Source organism: Candidatus Kosakonia sp. 282A-S69, assembly GCF_029433855.1.
Classification (GTDB): Bacteria; Pseudomonadota; Gammaproteobacteria; order Enterobacterales; family Enterobacteriaceae; genus Kosakonia; species Kosakonia cowanii_A.
The window spans coordinates 226,406-245,230 of the sequence record NZ_JAROAU010000003.1 but is presented as its reverse complement, the minus strand read 5'-3'; the positions used below and the strand labels follow the sequence as shown (position 1 = coordinate 245,230).

Here is an 18,825-nt window from a genome sequence, read left to right as displayed (position 1 = left end):
GGCGCGGGCTGCCCTGTGTGCTACTGCGCACATTTTTGTTACGCGGGAGGCCATCGCTTTTTCTTATATTTCACCCTATTTTTACGACCTGGCAGGAAAAAGGGCGGCGGCTTTTTATCACCGCCTTCCAGGAATTTTCGTAGATTTAAGCTGTAACTAAAAAGAATTAAGCAGCGGTGTAAGGCGCGCGCGGAACATTATTTGTTACCGCCGTTTGCCTTCCGCTCGGCCCCTCTTTTGCTGACAGGCGATCGCACGTAAGATAGAAACGTCGTTTCAAAACTACCCGTCATCGCCAGATACGAGAGGAGAGATTATGCCCGGCTTCGCCAACCCTCAGCGTTATGAAGAGATGCAGTATCGTTACTGCGGCAAAAGCGGTTTGCAACTGCCCGCCCTGTCGCTCGGTTTGTGGCACAGCTTTGGTCACGTCAACACGCTGGATGCACAGCGCGCGCTACTGCGTAAAGCGTTCGATCTGGGAATGACTCACTTCGATTTAGCCAATAACTACGGCCCGCCCGCGGGCAGCGCGGAGGAGAATTTTGGTCGCCTGCTGCGCGACGATTTTGCCCCCTACCGCGATGAACTGATTATCTCCACCAAGGCTGGTTACGATATGTGGCCTGGCCCTTACGGCTCCGGCGGATCACGCAAATATCTCCTCGCCAGCCTCGATCAGAGTCTTAAGCGTCTTGGCGTCGACTATGTTGATATCTTCTACTCGCACCGCGTGGATGAGAAGACCCCAATGGAGGAGACTGCCGCTGCGCTGGCGCAGGCGGTGCAGAGCGGTAAAGCGCTCTATGTCGGGATCTCCTCTTATTCGACAGCGCGTACGCAGCAGATGGCCGCGCTGCTGCGCGAGTGGAAAGTGCCGCTACTTATTCATCAACCCTCCTACAACATCCTCAATCGCTGGGTCGATAACAGCGGGCTTTTAGACGCGCTTGAGGAGAATGGCGTCGGCTGTATCGCATTTACGCCGCTGGCGCAGGGGTTGCTGACGGGAAAATACCTTAACGGCATCCCTGAGGGATCACGCATGCAGCGCGAAGGCAAAAAGGTGCGCGGCCTGACGGAGAAGATGCTGACCGAGAGCAATCTCGCCAGCCTGCGTCTGCTTAATGAGATGGCCGAGCGCCGTGGGCAGTCGATGACGCAGATGGCCCTGAGCTGGCTGTTAAAAGATGCGCGCGTAACTTCGGTATTGATGGGTGCCAGCCGCCCGGAGCAACTGGAGGAGAATGTGCAGGCGTTAAACAACCTGAGCTTCAGCGCCGATGAGCTGGCGCAAATTGATAAGCATGTGGCCGACGGGGAGTTGAACCTGTGGCAGGCGTCGTCAGATAAGTAAGGCTGCTTTGCCGGATGGCGCTACGCTTATCCGGCTTACGGGAGAGAGGTTGACTGGCGGCCTGATAAGACGCAGCCGGCAATCAATGCTTGCCGCGGGTTAACCGATCCAGATAGCCCATCACAAAGGCGGAGAGGACAAAGGTCAGGTGGATAATCACATACCACATCAGCTTGTTGTCCGGGACATTCTTCGCATCCATAAAGACGCGCAGCAGGTGAATCGACGAAATGGCGACAATCGACGCCGCCACTTTATTTTTTAACGAGGTGGCGTCCATTTTCCCCAGCCAGTTCAGCTTCTCCTTGTGCGCGCCAATATCGAGCTGCGAAACAAAATTTTCATAGCCGGAGAACATCACCATCACCAGCAGACCGCCGACCAGCGTCATATCCACCAGCGACAAAAGCGTAAGGATCAGGTCCGCCTCTGCCAGTGAGAAGATGTTAGGGATGACGTGAAAAATCTCCTGGAAGAATTTGATGGCCAGCGCCAGGAGAGCAAGAGAGAGGCCAAAATAGACCGGGGCAAGCAACCAGCGCGAAGCGTACATTGCGTTTTCCAGAAAGCGTTCCATGTTCCGTAGTGTCTCGTCAGATAGCTAAACTGGCGCTCAGTATAGCCTGGCACCGTCAGCCTTTTGCAACACTCCGGCTGAGTTAACTACACGTCGCCGGGATTAACCCATGGACGCTGGTTCTCCGGCCAGACCAGCACCACCAGCGCCGGGTAAGCTTCCGTACTGAACTCCTGGAAACATTGGCGCAGGTTGAGCACATCCAGATCGCTGGCGGAGACTTTTTCGCCATTGACGCAGCGTTTTTTAATGTTGTCGTAATACTTATACACGGCGGAATTGAGATCGCTGCAACGGCGCTGGGCTTCAAATAAACCGGGCGTGTTATTTATCTCTGCCATCTTCATGCGCTTGATCGTCGCTTGCAAAAAATCGATATATTCGTGGTTAACGCGCCAGTACCACGCTGGGGTAATCGCGTTCATTAACGCCGAGAAATGATCTTCGCCCTCTTCTTTTGACAATGGCGCTAACTGAGGCGCATGTTCATTAATTTCACTAAGGGGAGTCTTTTTATTGTACGCATGCATCAATAATAAAACGCCGCCTGTTAGCAGCAATAAAGTAATAACAGAATACAAAATACTGTCCATCGGCAGACTCCTTTTTTTTGATTTTAAAATTGCCCCATGATATTGTCAACGAACCTCGCCCCTTAATATTCTCTCCCCTGTTAAATAGTAAAGGATAATAGAAATGCTTCCCGAGAACCTTGTCCCGGCGCGCTTTCATCTTTCTGCCGTTGAAACCCGGGCAGGAGAAGAGGGAAAAGAGCCTGATTTTACTCAGGATATCGGCCCACTTTCTGAGCATGCGCAAAATATACTGGCCAACGCCAGCCGCAGCGGACAATCTCGTAATATGCTGCTTGAAGAGCACGATCGCCATATTAAAGATCGATTATTCCGCGTCGTAAAAATTGAGACCTTTGCGCGTTTACTTAATGATTTACAAGCCGAAGGTGAGATTGATGCTCAGAGCCTGAGCAAAATAATTTCCGATAAGACGCAAGCTATTAACGAATCAGGTGATGAGATTTGGCTTAATCTGATTACCCGCGAAAAAGATGAGCCAATATTTTATAAACTTGGGGATGAATAACGTGGCTGAAATTGAAAATAATAACGTCTATATCAATTACAGCGAAAGCAAAAGCGACGAATTTATCTTAAAGCAGAATATCGACGCGCTGGTGCAGAGTAAAAACGAGACGATTCAACGCATCGCCCAGGATTTAGTCTCCATTCCTGCGGCGCTGGTGCAGTTAAAGTGGCAAAACCGTCGGGAAATCTACCCCCTGCAGGTGAAAGAGGAGATTTACGGCGCGACGATTGCCGCCATCATCGAACAGCATCCTGAACTACGCGAAAAGATCATGGGGCGGCTGGAGGCTAACTATCAGCACCTGGTCAGCCGCGAGAGTGCGACCCTGCGCTGGAGCCGCAAACTGAGCGAGGGGCTATACCGCACCTCGACAGTCTCAACAGGGGTGGTGAACGAAAAGCCTGCCAAAGTGAATAGCAAAGGAAGCCACCCGTCTGGATCAAGAAAATCCTGAATTTGCCTGCGAAGTCAGCGTGAACTTCTATCCTTAAGGTCTAAGCAACCGATATGGAGGATACTTAATGGCAACTGACCAGACAAAAATCCAGGATCCGACCACCCAGTACTACACCGGAGAATATCCTAAGCAGAAGCAGCCCTACCCGGGCGTGCAGGCTAAAATGGAGCCGGTTCCCGATTGTGGTGAAAAGAGCTATGTCGGCAGCGAGCGGCTGAAAGGCCGTAAAGCGTTAGTGACCGGCGGCGACTCCGGCATTGGTCGTGCAGCGGCGATTGCCTATGCCCGTGAAGGTGCGGATGTCGCTATCAACTATCTTCCTGCCGAAGAGGAAGATGCGCAGCAGGTTAAAGAACAGATTGAAGCCGCCGGGCGCAAAGCCGTGCTGATCCCGGGCGACTTGAGCGATGAAGCCTTTGCCCGCTCCCTGCCGCATAAAGCGAAAGAGCAGCTTGGCGGCCTGGATGTGCTGGCGCTGGTAGCAGGCACGCAAACCGCAATCGAGGAGATTGCAGACCTCAGCAGCGAGCAGTTTATCTATACCTACAAGGTCAACGTTTTCGCGCTCTTCTGGATTACCCAGGAGGCGATTCCGCTGATGCCGCGCGGGGGCAGCATTATTACCACCTCGTCGATTCAGGCTTATCAGCCGAGCACCCATCTGCTTGATTACGCCTCGACAAAAGCGGCTATTCTCAACTACACCCGCGGGCTGGCAAAACAGGTCGCTGAGAAGGGCATTCGCGTGAATAGCGTCGCGCCGGGGCCAATCTGGACCGCCCTGCAGATCTCCGGCGGCCAGCCGCAGGAGAAACTGCCGGAGTTCGGCCAGCAGACGCCGCTTAAACGCGCCGGTCAGCCAGCCGAGCTGGCACCGGTTTATGTCTATCTGGCAAGCCAGGAGTCAAGCTACGTCACTGCTGAAGTGCATGGCGTGACGGGTGGCGAGCACCTCAGTTAAGCAGGCATAAAAAAAGCTGGCTTCGGCCAGCTTTTTTATCTCTTGTGCGGGTTATTTCGCTTTCGCGACCTCTTCCCCTACCAGACCGATCTTCAGGTAGCCCGCCTGATGCAGGCTGTCCATCACTTTCATCATCGTCTCGTAATCTACGGTCTTATCAGCGCGGAAGAAGATGGTGGTCTCTTTTTTGCCTTCGGTTACCGCATTCAGCTGGTTGATCATCGTCTCTTCCGTTACCGGATCGTTGCCGATAAACATGCTGTTGTCCGCCTTCACGGAAAGATAGATCGGTTTTTCCGGGCGCGGCTGCGGCTGGCTGGAAGAGGCAGGCAGATTGACCTTAACATCGACGGTGGCAAGCGGCGCGGCCACCATAAAGATAATCAGCAGCACCAGCATCACGTCGATAAACGGCGTGACGTTGATTTCGTGCATTTCGCCGTTATCGTCGAGGTTTTCATTAAGACGCATTGCCATAGAGACTCACCCTACGCGTAATTTCTGGGTGGTACGAACCGGCTGCGCGTTGCTGGCGGCCAGATCCAGATCGCGGCTTTGCAGCAGCAGCACCTGAGCGGCAACATCACCGAGGTTCGCTTTATAGTTACCGATCATGCGCGCAAAGATGTTGTAGATCACCACCGCCGGGATCGCGGCAACCAGGCCAATAGCCGTCGCCAGCAGCGCTTCGGCGATGCCCGGCGCAACAACCGCGAGGTTAGTGGTTTGCGTCTGCGCGATGCCGATAAAGCTGTTCATGATGCCCCACACGGTTCCAAACAGACCGATAAAGGGCGAAATTGCGCCGATGGTGGCGAGGAATCCGTTGCCGCGACCCATCTGACGCCCCGTTGCCGCCACGCGGCGCTCAAGGCGAAAACCGGTACGCTCTTTGATCCCTTCGTTATCTTCGCTGCCTGCGGAAAGTTCCAGTTCGTTTTGCGCTTCGTTAATCAGCAGCGCGCTCAGGCTTCGGGCGTGGAAGGTCGAGGCGATCTCAGTAGCCTGATCCAGTGAGCGGGCATCGGCCAGCTGCTGCTGTTCACGCTTAAGGCGGCGCTTCTGCCCGAGGATCTCAACGCTTTTACTGAAGAAAAGCGCCCAGGTGACGACTGACGCCAGAATCAGGCCGATCATCACGATTTTCACCACGATATCGGCGTGCTGATACATACCCCATACGGAAAGATCCGTCTGCATCAAATTATTACCCACTCTGTTTCTCCGGGACGCAAATCACAAAAAACACTGCGCCATAATAGCAAAAAGTCGTCGAATTGATAGTAGTTCTCATTAGTATTTACATAGTGCACAACACAACCTGCACTTTCCTTGCGTTGACGCAGTAAACAGGCGCGTCTGCTGGTTTTATAGAAAAATTCACCGCCTCTGATGCATCATTTCACAATCATGGTAGTCTGGACATCCAGACGTATAAAAACAGGCTGAGCAGACATGACGGCGAAACATCTCGATACCGCGCTGGTAAACGCCGGGCGGAGCAAAAAGTATACTCAGGGTTCGGTGAATACGGTGATTCAGCGCGCCTCCTCCTTGGTGTTTGACACGGTGGAAGCGAAAAAGCACGCCACACGCAACCGCGCCAACGGCGAGCTTTTTTATGGACGCCGCGGGACGTTAACTCACTTCTCCCTGCAAGAGGCAATGTGCGAGCTGGAGGGCGGTGCCGGTTGCGCGCTCTTCCCCTGCGGCGCGGCAGCGGTGGCGAACACCATCCTCGCCTTTGTCGAACAGGGCGATCACCTATTAATGACCAATACCGCCTACGAACCGACGCAGGATTTCAGCACCAAAATTCTCGCTAAACTGGGCGTCACCACCAGTTGGTTCGATCCGCTGATTGGCTCAAGCATCGTGCACCTGGTGCAACCCAACACCAAAGTGGTGTTTCTTGAATCGCCTGGCTCCATCACCATGGAAGTGCATGACGTTCCCGCCATCGTGCAGGCGGTGCGCAGCGTCGCACCTGACGCCATCATTATGATCGACAACACCTGGGCGGCGGGCGTGCTGTTTAAGGCGCTTGAGTTTGATATCGATATCTCTATTCAGGCAGGCACCAAGTATCTGATTGGTCACTCCGATGCGATGGTCGGCACCGCTGTGGCGAACGCCCGCTGCTGGGAGCAACTGCGGGAAAATGCTTACCTGATGGGACAGATGCTGGACGCGGATACCGCCTATATGACCAGCCGCGGCCTGCGTACGCTGGGGGTACGTTTACGCCAGCATCACGAAAGCAGCCTGAAGATCGCCGAGTGGTTGGCGGCGCATCCGCAGGTGGCGCAGGTCAATCATCCGGCGCTGCCGGGCAGTAAAGGGCATGAGTACTGGAAGCGGGATTTCAGCGGCAGCAGCGGCCTCTTCTCCTTTGTGCTGAACAAGCGTTTAAACGATGAAGAGCTGGCTAATTACCTCGATCATTTTTCGCTCTTCAGCATGGCCTATTCATGGGGCGGGTTTGAATCGCTGATCCTCGCCAGCCAGCCTGAGCACATCGCAGCTATCCGCCCGGAAGGGCGCGTCGACTTCAGCGGCACGCTGATCCGATTGCACATTGGTTTAGAAAACGTTGATGATCTTATCGGTGATTTAGTGGCAGGCTTTCAGCGCATCATGTAAACCAGGTTTAACGGGGCAAAAAGTAAGATTATTCTCCCTTTGTTGCGCCCCGGATCGAGGTCTTTTTGGCGAAGTGGAGTACAATAGCCTCCTCTACGCGGTTCCACAGGAAAGCCCATGGCTGTTATTCAAGATATTATTGCTGCGCTCTGGCATCACGACTTTGCTGCGCTGGCCGATCCGCATGTTGTCGGCGTTGTCTATCTCGTGATGTTTGCCACGCTCTTTTTAGAGAACGGCCTGCTTCCTGCCTCGTTTTTACCGGGCGACAGTCTATTGCTGCTCGCCGGGGCGCTGATTGCGCGCGGCTGCATGGATTTCGTCTCAACGCTGCTGATCCTTACCTCTGCCGCCAGTCTCGGCTGCTGGCTGAGCTATGTTCAGGGGCGCTGGCTGGGCAATACGCGTATCGTCAAAAGCTGGCTGGCGCAGCTGCCGGTGAAGTATCACGAGCGCGCCACCTGCATGTTTGACCGTCACGGCCTGCTGGCGCTGCTGGCCGGGCGTTTTCTGGCCTTTATCCGTACCCTGCTGCCGACGATGGCCGGCATCTCAGGCCTGTCGAACCGCCGCTTTCAGCTCTTCAACTGGCTGAGCGCGCTGCTGTGGGTCGGCGTGGTGATCTCGCTCGGCTACGCTATCAGCATGATCCCGTTTGTAAAACGCCATGAAGATCAGGTGATGACCTTTTTAATGGTGCTGCCGGTTTTCCTGCTGGTGGTCGGCCTGATTGGCGCCGTCACCGTCGTGCTAAAGAAGAAGTTCAGCAACGCCTGAGCCACCGCCCTCTTCCCGTGAAGAGGGCGTCTGTTATGCCCCCTGCATGGTGCGAATGCGCGCCAAATCCTCTCCCGGCGTCACGCCGAAGTAACGTTTAAATTCGCGGCTGAACTGCGACGGGCTCTCATAGCCAACGCGCATCGCCGCCGCGCTCGCTTTCATCCCATCGTGCACCATCAGCATCCGCGCTTTATGCAGCCGGTAGGTTTTCAGGTATTGCAGCGGAGAAGTACTGGTCACCGATTTGAAGTTATGGTGAAAGGCCGAGACGCTCATGTTCGCTTCTGCCGCTAACTGGTCGACGCTGAGGTTTTCGGTGTACTGGCTCTCGATGCGCTTTAAGACACGGCTAATCAGACTGAAGTGGGTCTGGCGGCTCACCAGCGCCAGCAGCGCGCCGCCGCGCGGCCCGGTCAGCACGTGATAGAGCATCTCGCGGATAATCTGCTTGCCCAGGATGCGCGCATCCAGCGGCCGCTCCATCACATCCAGCAGGCGCTCTGCCGCACAGAGGATCTCCTCCGATAACACCGCCGAGTTAATGCCACTGGCAGCGTTCTCCGGACGAAAATGCTCATCTTCACCGATATCCATTAGCAGCTCCTGCAACTGCAAAATATCGACATTGAGACGAATACCCGCCAGCGGCACCTCCGGCGTGGCAAAGGTTTCACACTCGAAGGGCAGCGGCACCGTTAACAGCAAATATTCATTGGTGTCATAGCGAAAGACGCGCTCGTTGATATACCCGATTTTATGACCGGAAAAGAGAAACACGATCCCCGGCTGGTACATCACTGGCGTACGGGTGCCGGGCTGCGTGCCATAGAGCAGACGGATATCCGGCAGCAGCGCGCTCAGTCTATTTTCATTACTTTTCAGTTTCTTAACTTTTTCAGTTAGATGCAGGCAGATCGCTTCACGGTTCATGCTTTGCCACTCCGGCGGCCAGTTTTAACGGCTCTAGTGTGCAAACTTTTGTGACATTTCTCCAGTCGGTTAGAGAAACAGGCAAGACATCGGCAGGAATGTGCATTGAGCCTGCGCAGCCCCGCGCCCACAATAATCTGCATCGGGCGGCCTGCCGCCTCAGATTTTTCACCTCATCAGAAGGGAACGAGCAATGAATAACTTTAATCTGCATACCCCAACCCACATTCTTTTTGGCAAAGGCGCGATTGCCGAGCTGCGCGCGCAAATCCCTGACAACGCCCGCGTGCTGATCACCTACGGCGGCGGCAGCGTGAAAAAAAATGGCGTGCTTGACCAGGTTTACAGCGCGCTTCAGGGGATGGATGTGCGTGAATTCAGCGGTATCGAACCGAACCCGACCTACGAAACGCTGATGAAAGCAGTGCAGGTGGTGCGCGATGAGAAGATCACTTTCCTGCTGGCGGTCGGCGGCGGTTCGGTGCTGGATGGCACCAAATTCATCGCGGCGGCAGCGCACTACGCCGAAGGTGTCGATCCGTGGCACATCCTGCAAACCCGCGGGAGCGAGATCAAAAGTGCTATCCCGATGGGTTCCGTACTGACGCTGCCTGCGACCGGCTCTGAATCCAACGCCGGCGCGGTGGTTTCCCGTAAAGCGACCGGTGATAAGCAGGCATTTCACTCACCGTTCGTGCGACCGGTCTTTGCGGTGCTCGATCCGGTTTACACCTACACCCTGCCCCCACGTCAGGTGGCGAATGGCGTAGTTGACGCCTTTGTCCATACTGTAGAGCAGTACGTCACTTATCCGGTGGATGGCAAAATTCAGGATCGCTTCGCCGAAGGCATTCTGCTGACGCTGATTGAAGATGGCCCAAAAGCGTTGCAGGAGCCGGAAAATTACAACGTGCGTGCCAACGTTATGTGGGCGGCGACCCAGGCGCTGAATGGCCTGATTGGCGCGGGCGTGCCGCAGGATTGGGCTACCCATATGCTGGGTCATGAGTTGACGGCGATGCACGGGCTTGACCACGCACAAACCCTGGCGGTCGTACTGCCTGCGCTGTGGAATGAGAAACGCGACACCAAACGTGAAAAACTGCTGCAGTATGCCGCGCGCGTCTGGAATATCACCGAGGGCAGCGACGATGAGCGCATTGACGCGGCAATTACCGCTACGCGCGACTTCTTCGAGCGTATGGGCGTGCCGACGCGCCTGTCCGGCTACGGCCTCGATGGCAGCTCCATTCCGGCGCTGTTGGCTAAACTGGAAGAGCACGGCATGACGGCGCTGGGCGAGCATCAGGATATTACGCTGGATGTGAGCCGCCGCATCTACGAAGCCGCGCGCTAAGCGCTTATCCGTCCCGGCTTTCGTTTTTGGGTTTTTCGACCACACTTAATGCAAACCAGCTTACCGGGCCTGTCCCGGTAAGCCTAGCGAAAGGAGAAATGCATGACACATCCAACGGTGATTAAACTCGCTGACGGCAATCTGATGCCGCAACTGGGTCTTGGCGTGTGGAAAGCGAGCAACGAGGAAGTGGTTACCGCCATCCATAAAGCACTGGAGGTGGGCTATCGCTCCATCGATACCGCTGCTGCTTACAAGAACGAAGAGGGAGTCGGTAAAGCATTAGCCAGTGCGGGCGTGCCGCGCGAAGAGTTGTTCATTACGACTAAATTGTGGAATGACGATCAGAAACGCCCGGCTGAAGCGTTTAAAGAGAGCCTGGAGAAGCTTCAGCTCGATTATGTCGATCTCTACCTGATGCACTGGCCGATGCCGGCAATCGATCACTATGTCGAGGCCTGGAAAGGGATGATCGAACTGCAGCAGCAGGGGCTGATCAAGAGTATCGGCGTCTGTAACTTCCAGACCCACCACCTGCAAAAGATTATTGATGAAACCAGCGTCATTCCGGTGGTTAACCAGATCGAACTCCATCCGCTGCTGCAACAGCGCCAGCTGCATGCCTGGAATGCCACACATAAGATCCAGACCGAATCCTGGAGCCCGCTGGCACAGGGCGGCGAAGGGGTCTTCGATCAGAAAATCATTCGCGATCTGGCGGATAAATATGGCAAAACCCCGGCGCAGATCGTTATTCGCTGGCATCTCGACAGCGGCCTGGTGGTGATCCCGAAATCGGTCACTCCTGCGCGCATCGTTGAGAACTTCGACGTCTGGGATTTCCGCCTTGATAAAGATGAGCTGAGCGAAATCGCCAAACTGGACGAGGGAAAACGCCTCGGGCCAGACCCGGATCAGTTCGGCGGTTAAAGGCATTAAACGTAGTCAAACGTAGGCCGGATAAGGCGAAGCCGCCATCCGGCACATCCCTGCGCCATGCCTTGCCGGATGGCGCTGACGCTTATCCGGCCTACACATCACCTTATCGCGTCGCTTTTTTCCTCTGGTGCGCAATCGGCGTATGTTTGGTTAATGCCGGGCGCGTGCTGCGGCTCTGGCGGCGCGCTTCACGCATCTCCTCTGCCGTTGGCGCAGGCACCAGGCACTCACGGCGTGAACCAATCAGGTGCTTTTTACCCATCGCCTCCAGCGCCTGGCGCAGCAGCGGCCAGTTGGCCGGATCGTGGTAGCGCAGCAGCGCTTTATGCAGACGGCGCTGCTTATCTCCTTTTGGCACCACCACCTCTTCACTCTTGTAATCGATCTTCGCCAGCGGGTTCTTGCCGGTGTAATACATCGTCGTTGAATTTGCCAGCGGCGATGGATAGAAGTTCTGTACCTGATCGAGACGGAAACGGTGGCGCTTCAGCCACAGCGCCAGGTTGACCATATCCTCATCACGCGTACCGGGATGGGCGGAGATAAAGTAAGGGATCAGATACTGCTCTTTGCCCGCCTGCTTCGAGTAGGTGTCGAAAAGCTGCTTGAAGCGATCATAACTGCCCATGCCTGGCTTCATCATCTTCGACAGCGGCCCCGCTTCGGTATGTTCCGGTGCAATTTTCAGATAGCCGCCAACGTGGTGCATCGCCAGCTCTTTAACATAGCGCGGATCTTCCACCGCCAGATCGTAACGCACGCCGGAGGCGATAAGGATCTTCTTGATGCCGCGTAGATCGCGGGCACGGCGGTAGAGATTGATGGTCGGCTGATGGTTAGTCTCCATATGCGGGCAGATCTCCGGATAGACGCAGGAGAGGCGTCGGCAGGTCTGCTCGGCGCGCGGCGAGGTGCAGCGCAGCATATACATATTGGCCGTTGGCCCGCCAAGATCGGAGATCACACCGGTAAAACCGGGCACCGTGTCGCGGATTGCCTCGATCTCATTGATGATCGAATCCTCAGAGCGGCTCTGGATAATGCGCCCTTCATGCTCGGTGATAGAACAGAAAGAGCAACCGCCAAAACAGCCGCGCATGATGTTAATCGAGAAGCGAATCATGTCGTAGGCCGGAATACGGCTCTCGCCATAGGCCGGATGCGGCACGCGCTGGTAAGGCAGCGCAAAGACACTGTCCATCTCCTCCGTCGAGAGCGGAATGGCAGGTGGGTTGATCCAGATATAGCGATCGCCATGCTTTTGCAGCAGCGCGCGGGCGCAGCCGGGGTTAGTTTCGTGATGCAGAATGCGCGACGCATGGGCATAGAGCACTTTGTCCGCTTTCACCTTCTCGTAGGAGGGCAGCAGCACGTAGCTCTTTTCCCATGGCTTCAGACGCGGCGGCTGCACGGTCACCCGTTTCGCGGCCTGCGGCTCAACAGCGTTATTATCGGCGCAGGGCAGATCCTCGCCGTACGGGTGCGGGATCGGGTCGATCTTTCCCGGCGTGTCGAGGCGGGTGGAGTCTACCCCGCTCCAGCCTGGCAGCGCCTCTTTCACCATGATCGCCGTATTGCGCACTTCGCGGATCTCGCCGATTGGCTCACCGGCCGCAAGGCGGTGCGCCACCTCGACCAGCGGGCGCTCGCCGTTACCAAAGATCAGCATATCCGCCTTGGCATCGACCAACACCGAGCGGCGCACGGTGTCAGACCAGTAATCATAATGGGCGGTGCGGCGCAGGCTGGCCTCAATCCCGCCGAGGATCACCGGCACCTCTCTCCACGCCTCTTTACAGCGCTGGGTATAAACCAGCGTTGCGCGATCCGGGCGTTTGCCGGCCACGTTATCCGGCGTATAGGCATCGTCGTGGCGCAGCTTACGATCGGCGGTGTAGCGGTTGATCATCGAATCCATATTGCCGGCGGTGACGCCGAAAAAGAGGTTCGGTTTGCCGAGGCGCATAAAGTCCGTTTTGTTGCTCCAGTCCGGCTGAGCAATGATGCCGACGCGAAAGCCCTGCGCTTCCAGCATCCTTCCGCAAATCGCCATACCGAAGCTCGGGTGATCGACATAGGCATCGCCGGTCACCAGGATGATGTCGCAGCTGTCCCAGCCGAGTTCATCCATCTCCTCGCGCGACATCGGCAGGAAAGGCGCGGGGCCGAAGCAGGCCGCCCAATACTGCGGCCAGGAGAAAAGATCGCGATCCGGCTGGATCAGGGAGAGTGCGCTCATCGTGCTTCCAGAAAGGGTAAAAAAGGAGTCAAAGGGCGGCGATTATACGCCCTCTTTGTGTGGGAATAGAAGGAGCTTTTTTCAGCACCCGGCGGACAGCGGGCCGCCGGGTTGGGGAGGGTTATGGAGCCGGGTTGACCAGCAGCTGGCCGACCGAGCCGCGATCGGCCATCTCCAGCGTCTGGCTCTGGAACTGGAATGGGAAGTGCGGCCACGAAGGCTGACCAAACCACACCAGCAGCTCCACCTGGCCGTCGATCCAGACGGTGTCTTTCCAGCCGCGATCTTCCGGGAATGGCAGCGCGCCGTTGACGCTGCGCAGCATAAACATCGCGCCTTCGATATGGAACGACTGCGGCATCTCCGCGCGCACCGTCCAGCGCTCCCAGGTACCCTGCTGGGCGGTCACATCGATACGCTGCGGATCCCACAGCTGCCCATTGATACCCGGATCGCTACCGAGTGTCATATCCCGGCTGCGCGATGGCGAACCGGCCATCAGATCCGCCGACAGCAGGCGCATCGGCAGGGTATCCGTAACCAGCGGCAGCAGGCCGGTAGGACGCAGAGTCAGCACCAGCGTGGAGATGAGGATACTCGACGGCTCAAACAGACCGCGCAAACGATCCATAATCCCCGCCGCTTCGCCGCAGGTAATCGAGACTTCATCGCCGTTAGTCATATCGACCAGCACTTCGCGCCGCTCGCCGGGTGCCAGCGACAATTGCTTGACGGACACCGGCGCTGGCAGGAAGCCCTGATCGCCCGCGATAACATGCAGAGCGCGGCCGTCGCTCATCTGGAGCAGATAGCGCCGGGAGTTGGAGGCATTGAGCAGGCGCAGACGCACCCAGCCGCGGGAGACTTCGACAAACGGGCTCTGCGCGCCGTTGACCATCAAGGTATCGCCGACAAACCCACCGCTGCCCGGCTCGCTATACTCCGGTGTACCGAAGTTATCCAGCCGTTTATCCTGGATGATGACCGGGAAGTCATCCACGCCGTAGTGATTGGGGATCGGCAACGCTTTGCTGATCTCATCCTCCACCAGCCACATCCCCGCCAGCCCGTTATAGACCTGCTCAGCGGTGCGGTTCGGCGTGTTGGCGTGATACCACAATGTCGCCGCGCTCTGGCGAATCGGCAGCACCGGCGCCCAGTCATTGCTGGCGCTCATCATCCGCGCCGCGCCGCCCATCAGCGGGCCTGGCACCTGCAGGCCGCTCACGGTCATCGCCACGTTTTCCGCCAGCCGGTTGCTGTAGATAAGCTTTACGTCATCGCCATTCCAGACGCGGATGGTCGGCCCGAGATAGCGACCGTTAATGCCGGCAACCGGCGCGCGGGTACCTTTTACAAAGGACCAGTGCGCGCGCTGGAGCGTCAGGAAAAGCGGCTGTCCGCGTCGCGATTCCAGCAGTGGCGGAACGGGCAGCGGCGGTTGCTGCCCGGCAGCATTCGCCCTCAGCGGCACTGCGCTGGTACATAGCGCAAGGCCGGAAGCCTGAAGAAACTGACGCCGACTGAGTGACATATTTGCTCCGAGTAACACTGACTTAATACGCCAGAGGCTGTGTGCCTCCGGGTTTGCTCACACCTGATGTTTAAACCCGACCGGCGGCTTCGCGCTCTGCCACTTCTTTATCGAGCTCTTCGATTTTTGCCGCCATCAGTTCGCGGCAGTGGGTCGCTAACTTACGAACCTGATCTTTACCAAACTGCGAAACATCCACCGGCGGCAGCATCTCAACAATCACCAGCCCATTATTCAGGCGGTTGAGATTCACTTTATTCGAGGTGGTGGAGACGCAGACCGGAATAATCGGCACACCGGCGGCAATCGCGGCGTGGAACGCACCGGTTTTAAACGGTAGCAGACCGCGACCGCGGCTGCGGGTCCCTTCCGGGAACATCCAGATTGAAATATTGCGTTTCTGAATCTGCTTCACGACCTGGGCGATGGTGCCGTGCGCTTTGGCGCGGTTATCGCGGTCAATCAGCAGGTTGCCGGTCAGCCAGTAGAGTTGACCAAAAAACGGGATCCACAGCAGGCTCTTTTTACCGACGGTAACCGTCGGTGGCAGCACGATGCCGGAGGCGGTCACCATATCGTAGTTGTTCTGGTGATTGGCGATATAGATGGCGTTGCCGAACTTATCGGCGCCCGGTGGCAGGCGTTTTTCAACTTTCAGCCCGCATACCGGCGCGAGGCGACCAAAAAGATGGCCAAAGGTGGCGACATGTTTTGGGTTTCGGGGACTGAACAGGCAGTAAAGCGAACCAAATACCGAGACCAGAATGGAGTAAATAACGATGATGATGACACGAAAAATAAATAACATAGCGACCTCTGAAGCCCATACCCTGAGCATTATATACACGCCAGCGTAATTCCGCTGATGCTGGCTGCGCCTCGCTGACCGCGATGCGGTCCGGGCTTGTGTTATGCGGCCTTTAAAAAGAACGTATTGTTAATCGCAATCCGCGAATAAACAACGTCTTTACGGGAAATTTGCTAAGAAATATCTCCCCGCGCACGGCGGGGAGAAGATGATGAAGATTACTCTTCGCTATCGCCCGCGCCCGGACGGGCCGGCGAGTCGATCTCTACGCGGTCAATCTTCTGCAAACCGCGCATCAGCGTACCGCGACGTCCGCGCTCGCCATGCACTTTTTGCAGCTCTTCCGGACGCAGTTTGATTTTGCGTTTACCAACGTGGAGCGTCAGCGTGCTCTGCGGTGGCAGCAGGTAGAGATGCGCCAGCGCGTCGCTCCCTTTCGCCGCATCGGCGGAGGGAATGCCGATGATCTTGTTGCCTTTGCCTTTGGAGAGCTGCGGCAGATCGCTGACCGGGAACATCAGCATGCGCCCGGCGGCGGTGATCGCCAGCAGCATATCCTCGTCATGCTCGATGGCAATCGGTGCCATCACGCGCGCGTTATCAGGCAGGTTGATCAGCGCTTTGCCGGCACGGTTACGGGCGATTAAGTCATTAAAGGTACAGACGAAACCATAACCCGCGTCGGAGGCCATCAGCAGCTTCTGATCTTCATTACTCATGATCATATGCTCAACCGTCGCGCCCGGCGGCAGCGTCAGTTTGCCGGTAATCGGCTCGCCCTGCCCGCGTGCCGACGGCAGCGAAATCGGGTCAACGGCATAGCTGCGCCCGGTGGTATCGATAAATACTACCGGCTGGTTGCTCTTGCCCTTCGCCGACGCTTTCCAGCTGTCGCCCGCTTTGTAGCTCAGCCCCTGCGCGTCAATATCATGCCCTTTGGCGCTGCGTACCCAGCCCATCTGCGACAGCACGATGGTGACCGGCTCTGACGGCAGCATATCGTGCTCGCTCATCGCTTTGGCCTCTTCGCGCTCGTGCAGCGGTGAGCGGCGATCGTCGCCGAAAGCGGCGGCATCGGCCTGCAGCTCTTTCTTCAGCAGGGTGTTCATTTTGCGCTCGGAGGCAAGAGTCGCCTGCAACTGATCGCGCTCTTTCTCCAGCTCGCTCTGCTCGCCGCGGATCTTCATCTCTTCCAGTTTGGCGAGGTGGCGCAGTTTTAACTCAAGAATGGCTTCAGCCTGGGTTTCACTGATGCCGAAACGGGACATCAGCACCGGCTTCGGCTCATCTTCCCCGCGGATAATCTCAATCACTTCGTCGATGTTGAGAAACGCCACCAGCAAACCTTCAAGGATATGCAGGCGCTTGAGCACTTTCTCCAGGCGGTGATTCAGGCGGCGGCGCACCGTATCGCGGCGGAAGGTCAGCCATTCGGAGAGGATCTCCAGCAGGTTTTTCACCGCCGGGCGACCATCCAGGCCAATCATATTGAGGTTGATACGGTAGCTCTTCTCCAGATCGGTCGTGGCGAAGAGGTGGTTCATTACCTGATCCATATCGACGCGGTTGGAGCGCGGCACCACCACCAGGCGGGTCGGGTTTTCGTGATCCGACTCATCGCGCAGGTCGTCAACCATCGGCAATTTTTTGTTGCGCATTTGGCTTGCGATCTGCTCCAGCACGCGCGCGCCGGAGACCTGGTGCGGCAGTGCGGTGATCACCACGGCACCATCCTCTTTTTTCCACACCGCGCGCATACGCACGGAGCCGCGACCGTTCTGGTAGATTTTGCGGATCTCCGCACGCGAGGTGATGATCTCCGCTTCGGTCGGGTAGTCCGGCCCCTGGACAATATCCAGCAGCTCATCAAGGGTGGTTTTTGGCTGGTCAATCAGCGCAATCGCCGCGTTGGCAACTTCACGCAGGTTGTGCGGCGGGATGTCCGTCGCCATACCGACGGCAATACCGGTCGTGCCGTTCAGCAAAATGTTCGGCAGACGGGCAGGCAGCATTTTCGGCTCCTGCAGCGTACCGTCGAAGTTTGGCACCCACTCAACGGTGCCCTGCCCCAGCTCGCTCAGCAGCAGCTCGGCATATTTTGACAGGCGGGATTCGGTATAACGCATGGCGGCGAAGGATTTCGGATCGTCCGGCGCCCCCCAGTTCCCCTGGCCGTCGACCAGCGGGTAGCGATAGGAGAAGGGCTGCGCCATCAGCACCATCGCTTCATAGCAGGCACTGTCGCCATGCGGGTGGTATTTACCCAGGACATCGCCCACGGTACGGGCGGATTTCTTGAACTTCGCGCTGGCGCTCAGCCCCAGTTCAGACATTGCGTAGACGATGCGACGCTGAACGGGTTTCAGGCCATCACCGATAAACGGCAACGCACGATCCATGATGACGTACATGGAGTAGTTCAGGTATGCGTTTTCCGTAAATTCATGCAGCGCAAGGCGCTCTGCCATATCGCTCATTAATCGTGATTCCTCAACGTATGCGCCCACCTTTTCGGCGGCAATATTGCCGCAGATACTACCCTATCTGCGGCGAGGAGTCATAGCGATGCGCGATTTTTTCACGAGCGGTCAGCGCTTACTGACCGACTTTGCGGATCTCTTTTACGTCGATCTCAACGGAGTTCCAGTCTTTGTCCACTTCACCCTGGATTTCAACCTTATCCTGCGGTCCGACGCTCAGCCCTTTCCAGCGTTTCTGGTCAATATCGACATTGATGGTGCCAGTAGCATCTTTAAAGGAGTAGGTGTCATCCGAGATGCGCTCAACGATGTTCCCGCTAAGCGTCACCCAGGCATCATCGCGCAGGGATTTTGCACTCTCAACGGTCGCTTTACTGCCGTTTGGCCCGGTAAAGCCGCCGCCCTGCTGGGTGGTGTTTTGTTGTTGTGCCGCACCCGGGCCGGTAAAACCGCCCTGATTAGCAGCAAATGCCGGCGCGGCGCAGAGTGCGAGAACAGCGGTGATAGCAGCAAACTTTTTCATCTTATCTCTCCCTTTTTGTTGGTAAGGCTCCATTAAGCCAGCCACTTCTTAACAACTTCTTAAGGCGTAAAAAGATTATTTTTCGCTGTACAACGCCCGTGACGAGCGGGTTAACTGCCTGCAGGTCTGGATACAC

Annotated in this window: 18 protein-coding genes; 8 read left to right on the top strand and 10 right to left on the bottom strand. The window is 56.6% G+C overall.

The features are described from left to right. Positions 1 to 316: 316 nt before the first annotated feature. Positions 317 to 1,357, top strand: a complete 1,041-nt coding sequence (locus tag PU683_RS06965) for an aldo/keto reductase (RefSeq protein ID WP_277170801.1) — start codon at positions 317 to 319, stop codon at positions 1,355 to 1,357. A gap of 82 nt (positions 1,358 to 1,439) precedes the next feature. Here the strand turns inward: PU683_RS06965 and PU683_RS06960 are convergent, their stop codons facing one another. Both PU683_RS06960 and PU683_RS06955 read right to left on the bottom strand, forming a co-directional pair. After that, on the bottom strand, positions 1,440 to 1,934 hold the full coding sequence (locus PU683_RS06960; protein ID WP_277170800.1) for a TIGR00645 family protein: 495 nt from the start codon (positions 1,932 to 1,934) through the stop codon (positions 1,440 to 1,442). Between the two features lie 86 nt (positions 1,935 to 2,020). Beyond that, positions 2,021 to 2,527, bottom strand: a complete 507-nt coding sequence (locus PU683_RS06955; RefSeq protein ID WP_277170799.1) for an ESA_00282 family adhesion-associated protein — start codon at positions 2,525 to 2,527, stop codon at positions 2,021 to 2,023. Positions 2,528 to 2,630: 103 nt separating this feature from the next. Here PU683_RS06955 and PU683_RS06950 point away from each other — a divergent pair, with 103 nt between their 5' ends. The 3 genes from PU683_RS06950 to PU683_RS06940 all read left to right on the top strand — a co-directional run bounded on the left by PU683_RS06950 (position 2,631) and on the right by PU683_RS06940 (position 4,456). After that, on the top strand, positions 2,631 to 3,035 hold the full coding sequence (locus PU683_RS06950) for a hypothetical protein (protein WP_277170798.1): 405 nt from the start codon (positions 2,631 to 2,633) through the stop codon (positions 3,033 to 3,035). A gap of 1 nt (position 3,036) precedes the next feature. Further along, positions 3,037 to 3,492: a cytoplasmic protein gene (locus PU683_RS06945; protein WP_277170797.1), complete on the top strand. Its 456-nt coding sequence runs from the start codon at positions 3,037 to 3,039 to the stop codon at positions 3,490 to 3,492. Between the two features lie 67 nt (positions 3,493 to 3,559). Then, positions 3,560 to 4,456: an SDR family oxidoreductase gene (locus PU683_RS06940; RefSeq protein WP_277170796.1), complete on the top strand. Its 897-nt coding sequence runs from the start codon at positions 3,560 to 3,562 to the stop codon at positions 4,454 to 4,456. A 51-nt stretch (positions 4,457 to 4,507) separates the two neighbouring features. On the opposite strand, the gene exbD is transcribed toward PU683_RS06940, so the two are convergent. Together exbD and exbB are read right to left on the bottom strand one after the other, a co-directional pair. Beyond that, on the bottom strand, positions 4,508 to 4,933 hold the full coding sequence (exbD, locus tag PU683_RS06935) for a TonB system transport protein ExbD (RefSeq protein WP_277170795.1): 426 nt from the start codon (positions 4,931 to 4,933) through the stop codon (positions 4,508 to 4,510). Positions 4,934 to 4,939: 6 nt separating this feature from the next. Continuing rightward, positions 4,940 to 5,671 carry a tol-pal system-associated acyl-CoA thioesterase gene (gene exbB, locus PU683_RS06930; RefSeq protein WP_277170794.1) on the bottom strand — a complete coding sequence of 244 codons (732 nt, stop codon included), beginning with the start codon at positions 5,669 to 5,671 and terminating at the stop codon, positions 4,940 to 4,942. A gap of 240 nt (positions 5,672 to 5,911) precedes the next feature. On the opposite strand from exbB, the gene metC reads away from it, so the two are divergent. Next, positions 5,912 to 7,099 carry a cystathionine beta-lyase gene (gene metC, locus PU683_RS06925; RefSeq protein WP_277170793.1) on the top strand — a complete coding sequence of 396 codons (1,188 nt, stop codon included), beginning with the start codon at positions 5,912 to 5,914 and terminating at the stop codon, positions 7,097 to 7,099. Between the two features lie 117 nt (positions 7,100 to 7,216). Next, entirely contained in the window at positions 7,217 to 7,876 is a 660-nt protein-coding gene (locus PU683_RS06920; protein ID WP_128482097.1) for a DedA family protein, read from the top strand. A 33-nt stretch (positions 7,877 to 7,909) separates the two neighbouring features. Here the strand turns inward: PU683_RS06920 and PU683_RS06915 are convergent, their stop codons facing one another. Then, complete coding sequence (locus PU683_RS06915) at positions 7,910 to 8,809, bottom strand: AraC family transcriptional regulator (RefSeq protein WP_277170792.1); 900 nt, start codon at positions 8,807 to 8,809, stop codon at positions 7,910 to 7,912. 193 nt (positions 8,810 to 9,002) lie between these two features. On the opposite strand from PU683_RS06915, the gene yqhD reads away from it, so the two are divergent. Both yqhD and dkgA read left to right on the top strand, forming a co-directional pair. After that, positions 9,003 to 10,166, top strand: coding sequence for an alcohol dehydrogenase (gene yqhD, locus PU683_RS06910; protein ID WP_277170791.1), 1,164 nt, complete (start codon positions 9,003 to 9,005; stop codon positions 10,164 to 10,166). Between the two features lie 102 nt (positions 10,167 to 10,268). Beyond that, complete coding sequence (gene dkgA / locus PU683_RS06905) at positions 10,269 to 11,096, top strand: 2,5-didehydrogluconate reductase DkgA (protein ID WP_277170790.1); 828 nt, start codon at positions 10,269 to 10,271, stop codon at positions 11,094 to 11,096. A 112-nt stretch (positions 11,097 to 11,208) separates the two neighbouring features. On the opposite strand, the gene PU683_RS06900 is transcribed toward dkgA, so the two are convergent. The 5 genes from PU683_RS06900 to PU683_RS06880 form a co-directional block, all read right to left on the bottom strand. Beyond that, positions 11,209 to 13,344 (bottom strand): YgiQ family radical SAM protein, encoded by a 2,136-nt coding sequence (locus PU683_RS06900; protein WP_277170789.1) that lies wholly within the window; start codon positions 13,342 to 13,344, stop codon positions 11,209 to 11,211. A gap of 121 nt (positions 13,345 to 13,465) precedes the next feature. Then, a complete protein-coding gene (gene ftsP, locus PU683_RS06895; RefSeq protein WP_277170788.1) occupies positions 13,466 to 14,878 on the bottom strand; it encodes a cell division protein FtsP in 1,413 nt (470 codons plus the stop codon). A gap of 70 nt (positions 14,879 to 14,948) precedes the next feature. Next, entirely contained in the window at positions 14,949 to 15,686 is a 738-nt protein-coding gene (locus PU683_RS06890; RefSeq protein WP_277170787.1) for a 1-acylglycerol-3-phosphate O-acyltransferase, read from the bottom strand. 218 nt (positions 15,687 to 15,904) lie between these two features. Further along, positions 15,905 to 18,163 (bottom strand): DNA topoisomerase IV subunit A, encoded by a 2,259-nt coding sequence (parC, locus tag PU683_RS06885; protein ID WP_277170786.1) that lies wholly within the window; start codon positions 18,161 to 18,163, stop codon positions 15,905 to 15,907. Positions 18,164 to 18,281: 118 nt separating this feature from the next. After that, positions 18,282 to 18,689 carry a YgiW/YdeI family stress tolerance OB fold protein gene (locus PU683_RS06880; RefSeq protein ID WP_277170785.1) on the bottom strand — a complete coding sequence of 136 codons (408 nt, stop codon included), beginning with the start codon at positions 18,687 to 18,689 and terminating at the stop codon, positions 18,282 to 18,284. Between the last annotated feature and the right edge of the window lie 136 nt (positions 18,690 to 18,825).

Coding starts and splice junctions, on each gene's coding strand:
- PU683_RS06940 (WP_277170796.1), top strand. CDS start 3,560: ATGGCAACTGACCAGACAAAAATCCAGGATCCGACCACCCAGTACTAC.
- exbD (WP_277170795.1), bottom strand. CDS start 4,933: ATGGCAATGCGTCTTAATGAAAACCTCGACGATAACGGCGAAATGCAC.
- PU683_RS06965 (WP_277170801.1), top strand. CDS start 317: ATGCCCGGCTTCGCCAACCCTCAGCGTTATGAAGAGATGCAGTATCGT.
- PU683_RS06880 (WP_277170785.1), bottom strand. CDS start 18,689: ATGAAAAAGTTTGCTGCTATCACCGCTGTTCTCGCACTCTGCGCCGCG.
- PU683_RS06955 (WP_277170799.1), bottom strand. CDS start 2,527: ATGGACAGTATTTTGTATTCTGTTATTACTTTATTGCTGCTAACAGGC.
- PU683_RS06920 (WP_128482097.1), top strand. CDS start 7,217: ATGGCTGTTATTCAAGATATTATTGCTGCGCTCTGGCATCACGACTTT.
- PU683_RS06915 (WP_277170792.1), bottom strand. CDS start 8,809: ATGAACCGTGAAGCGATCTGCCTGCATCTAACTGAAAAAGTTAAGAAA.
- yqhD (WP_277170791.1), top strand. CDS start 9,003: ATGAATAACTTTAATCTGCATACCCCAACCCACATTCTTTTTGGCAAA.
- metC (WP_277170793.1), top strand. CDS start 5,912: ATGACGGCGAAACATCTCGATACCGCGCTGGTAAACGCCGGGCGGAGC.
- PU683_RS06890 (WP_277170787.1), bottom strand. CDS start 15,686: ATGTTATTTATTTTTCGTGTCATCATCATCGTTATTTACTCCATTCTG.
- dkgA (WP_277170790.1), top strand. CDS start 10,269: ATGACACATCCAACGGTGATTAAACTCGCTGACGGCAATCTGATGCCG.
- PU683_RS06950 (WP_277170798.1), top strand. CDS start 2,631: ATGCTTCCCGAGAACCTTGTCCCGGCGCGCTTTCATCTTTCTGCCGTT.
- parC (WP_277170786.1), bottom strand. CDS start 18,163: ATGAGCGATATGGCAGAGCGCCTTGCGCTGCATGAATTTACGGAAAAC.
- PU683_RS06900 (WP_277170789.1), bottom strand. CDS start 13,344: ATGAGCGCACTCTCCCTGATCCAGCCGGATCGCGATCTTTTCTCCTGG.
- PU683_RS06960 (WP_277170800.1), bottom strand. CDS start 1,934: ATGGAACGCTTTCTGGAAAACGCAATGTACGCTTCGCGCTGGTTGCTT.
- ftsP (WP_277170788.1), bottom strand. CDS start 14,878: ATGTCACTCAGTCGGCGTCAGTTTCTTCAGGCTTCCGGCCTTGCGCTA.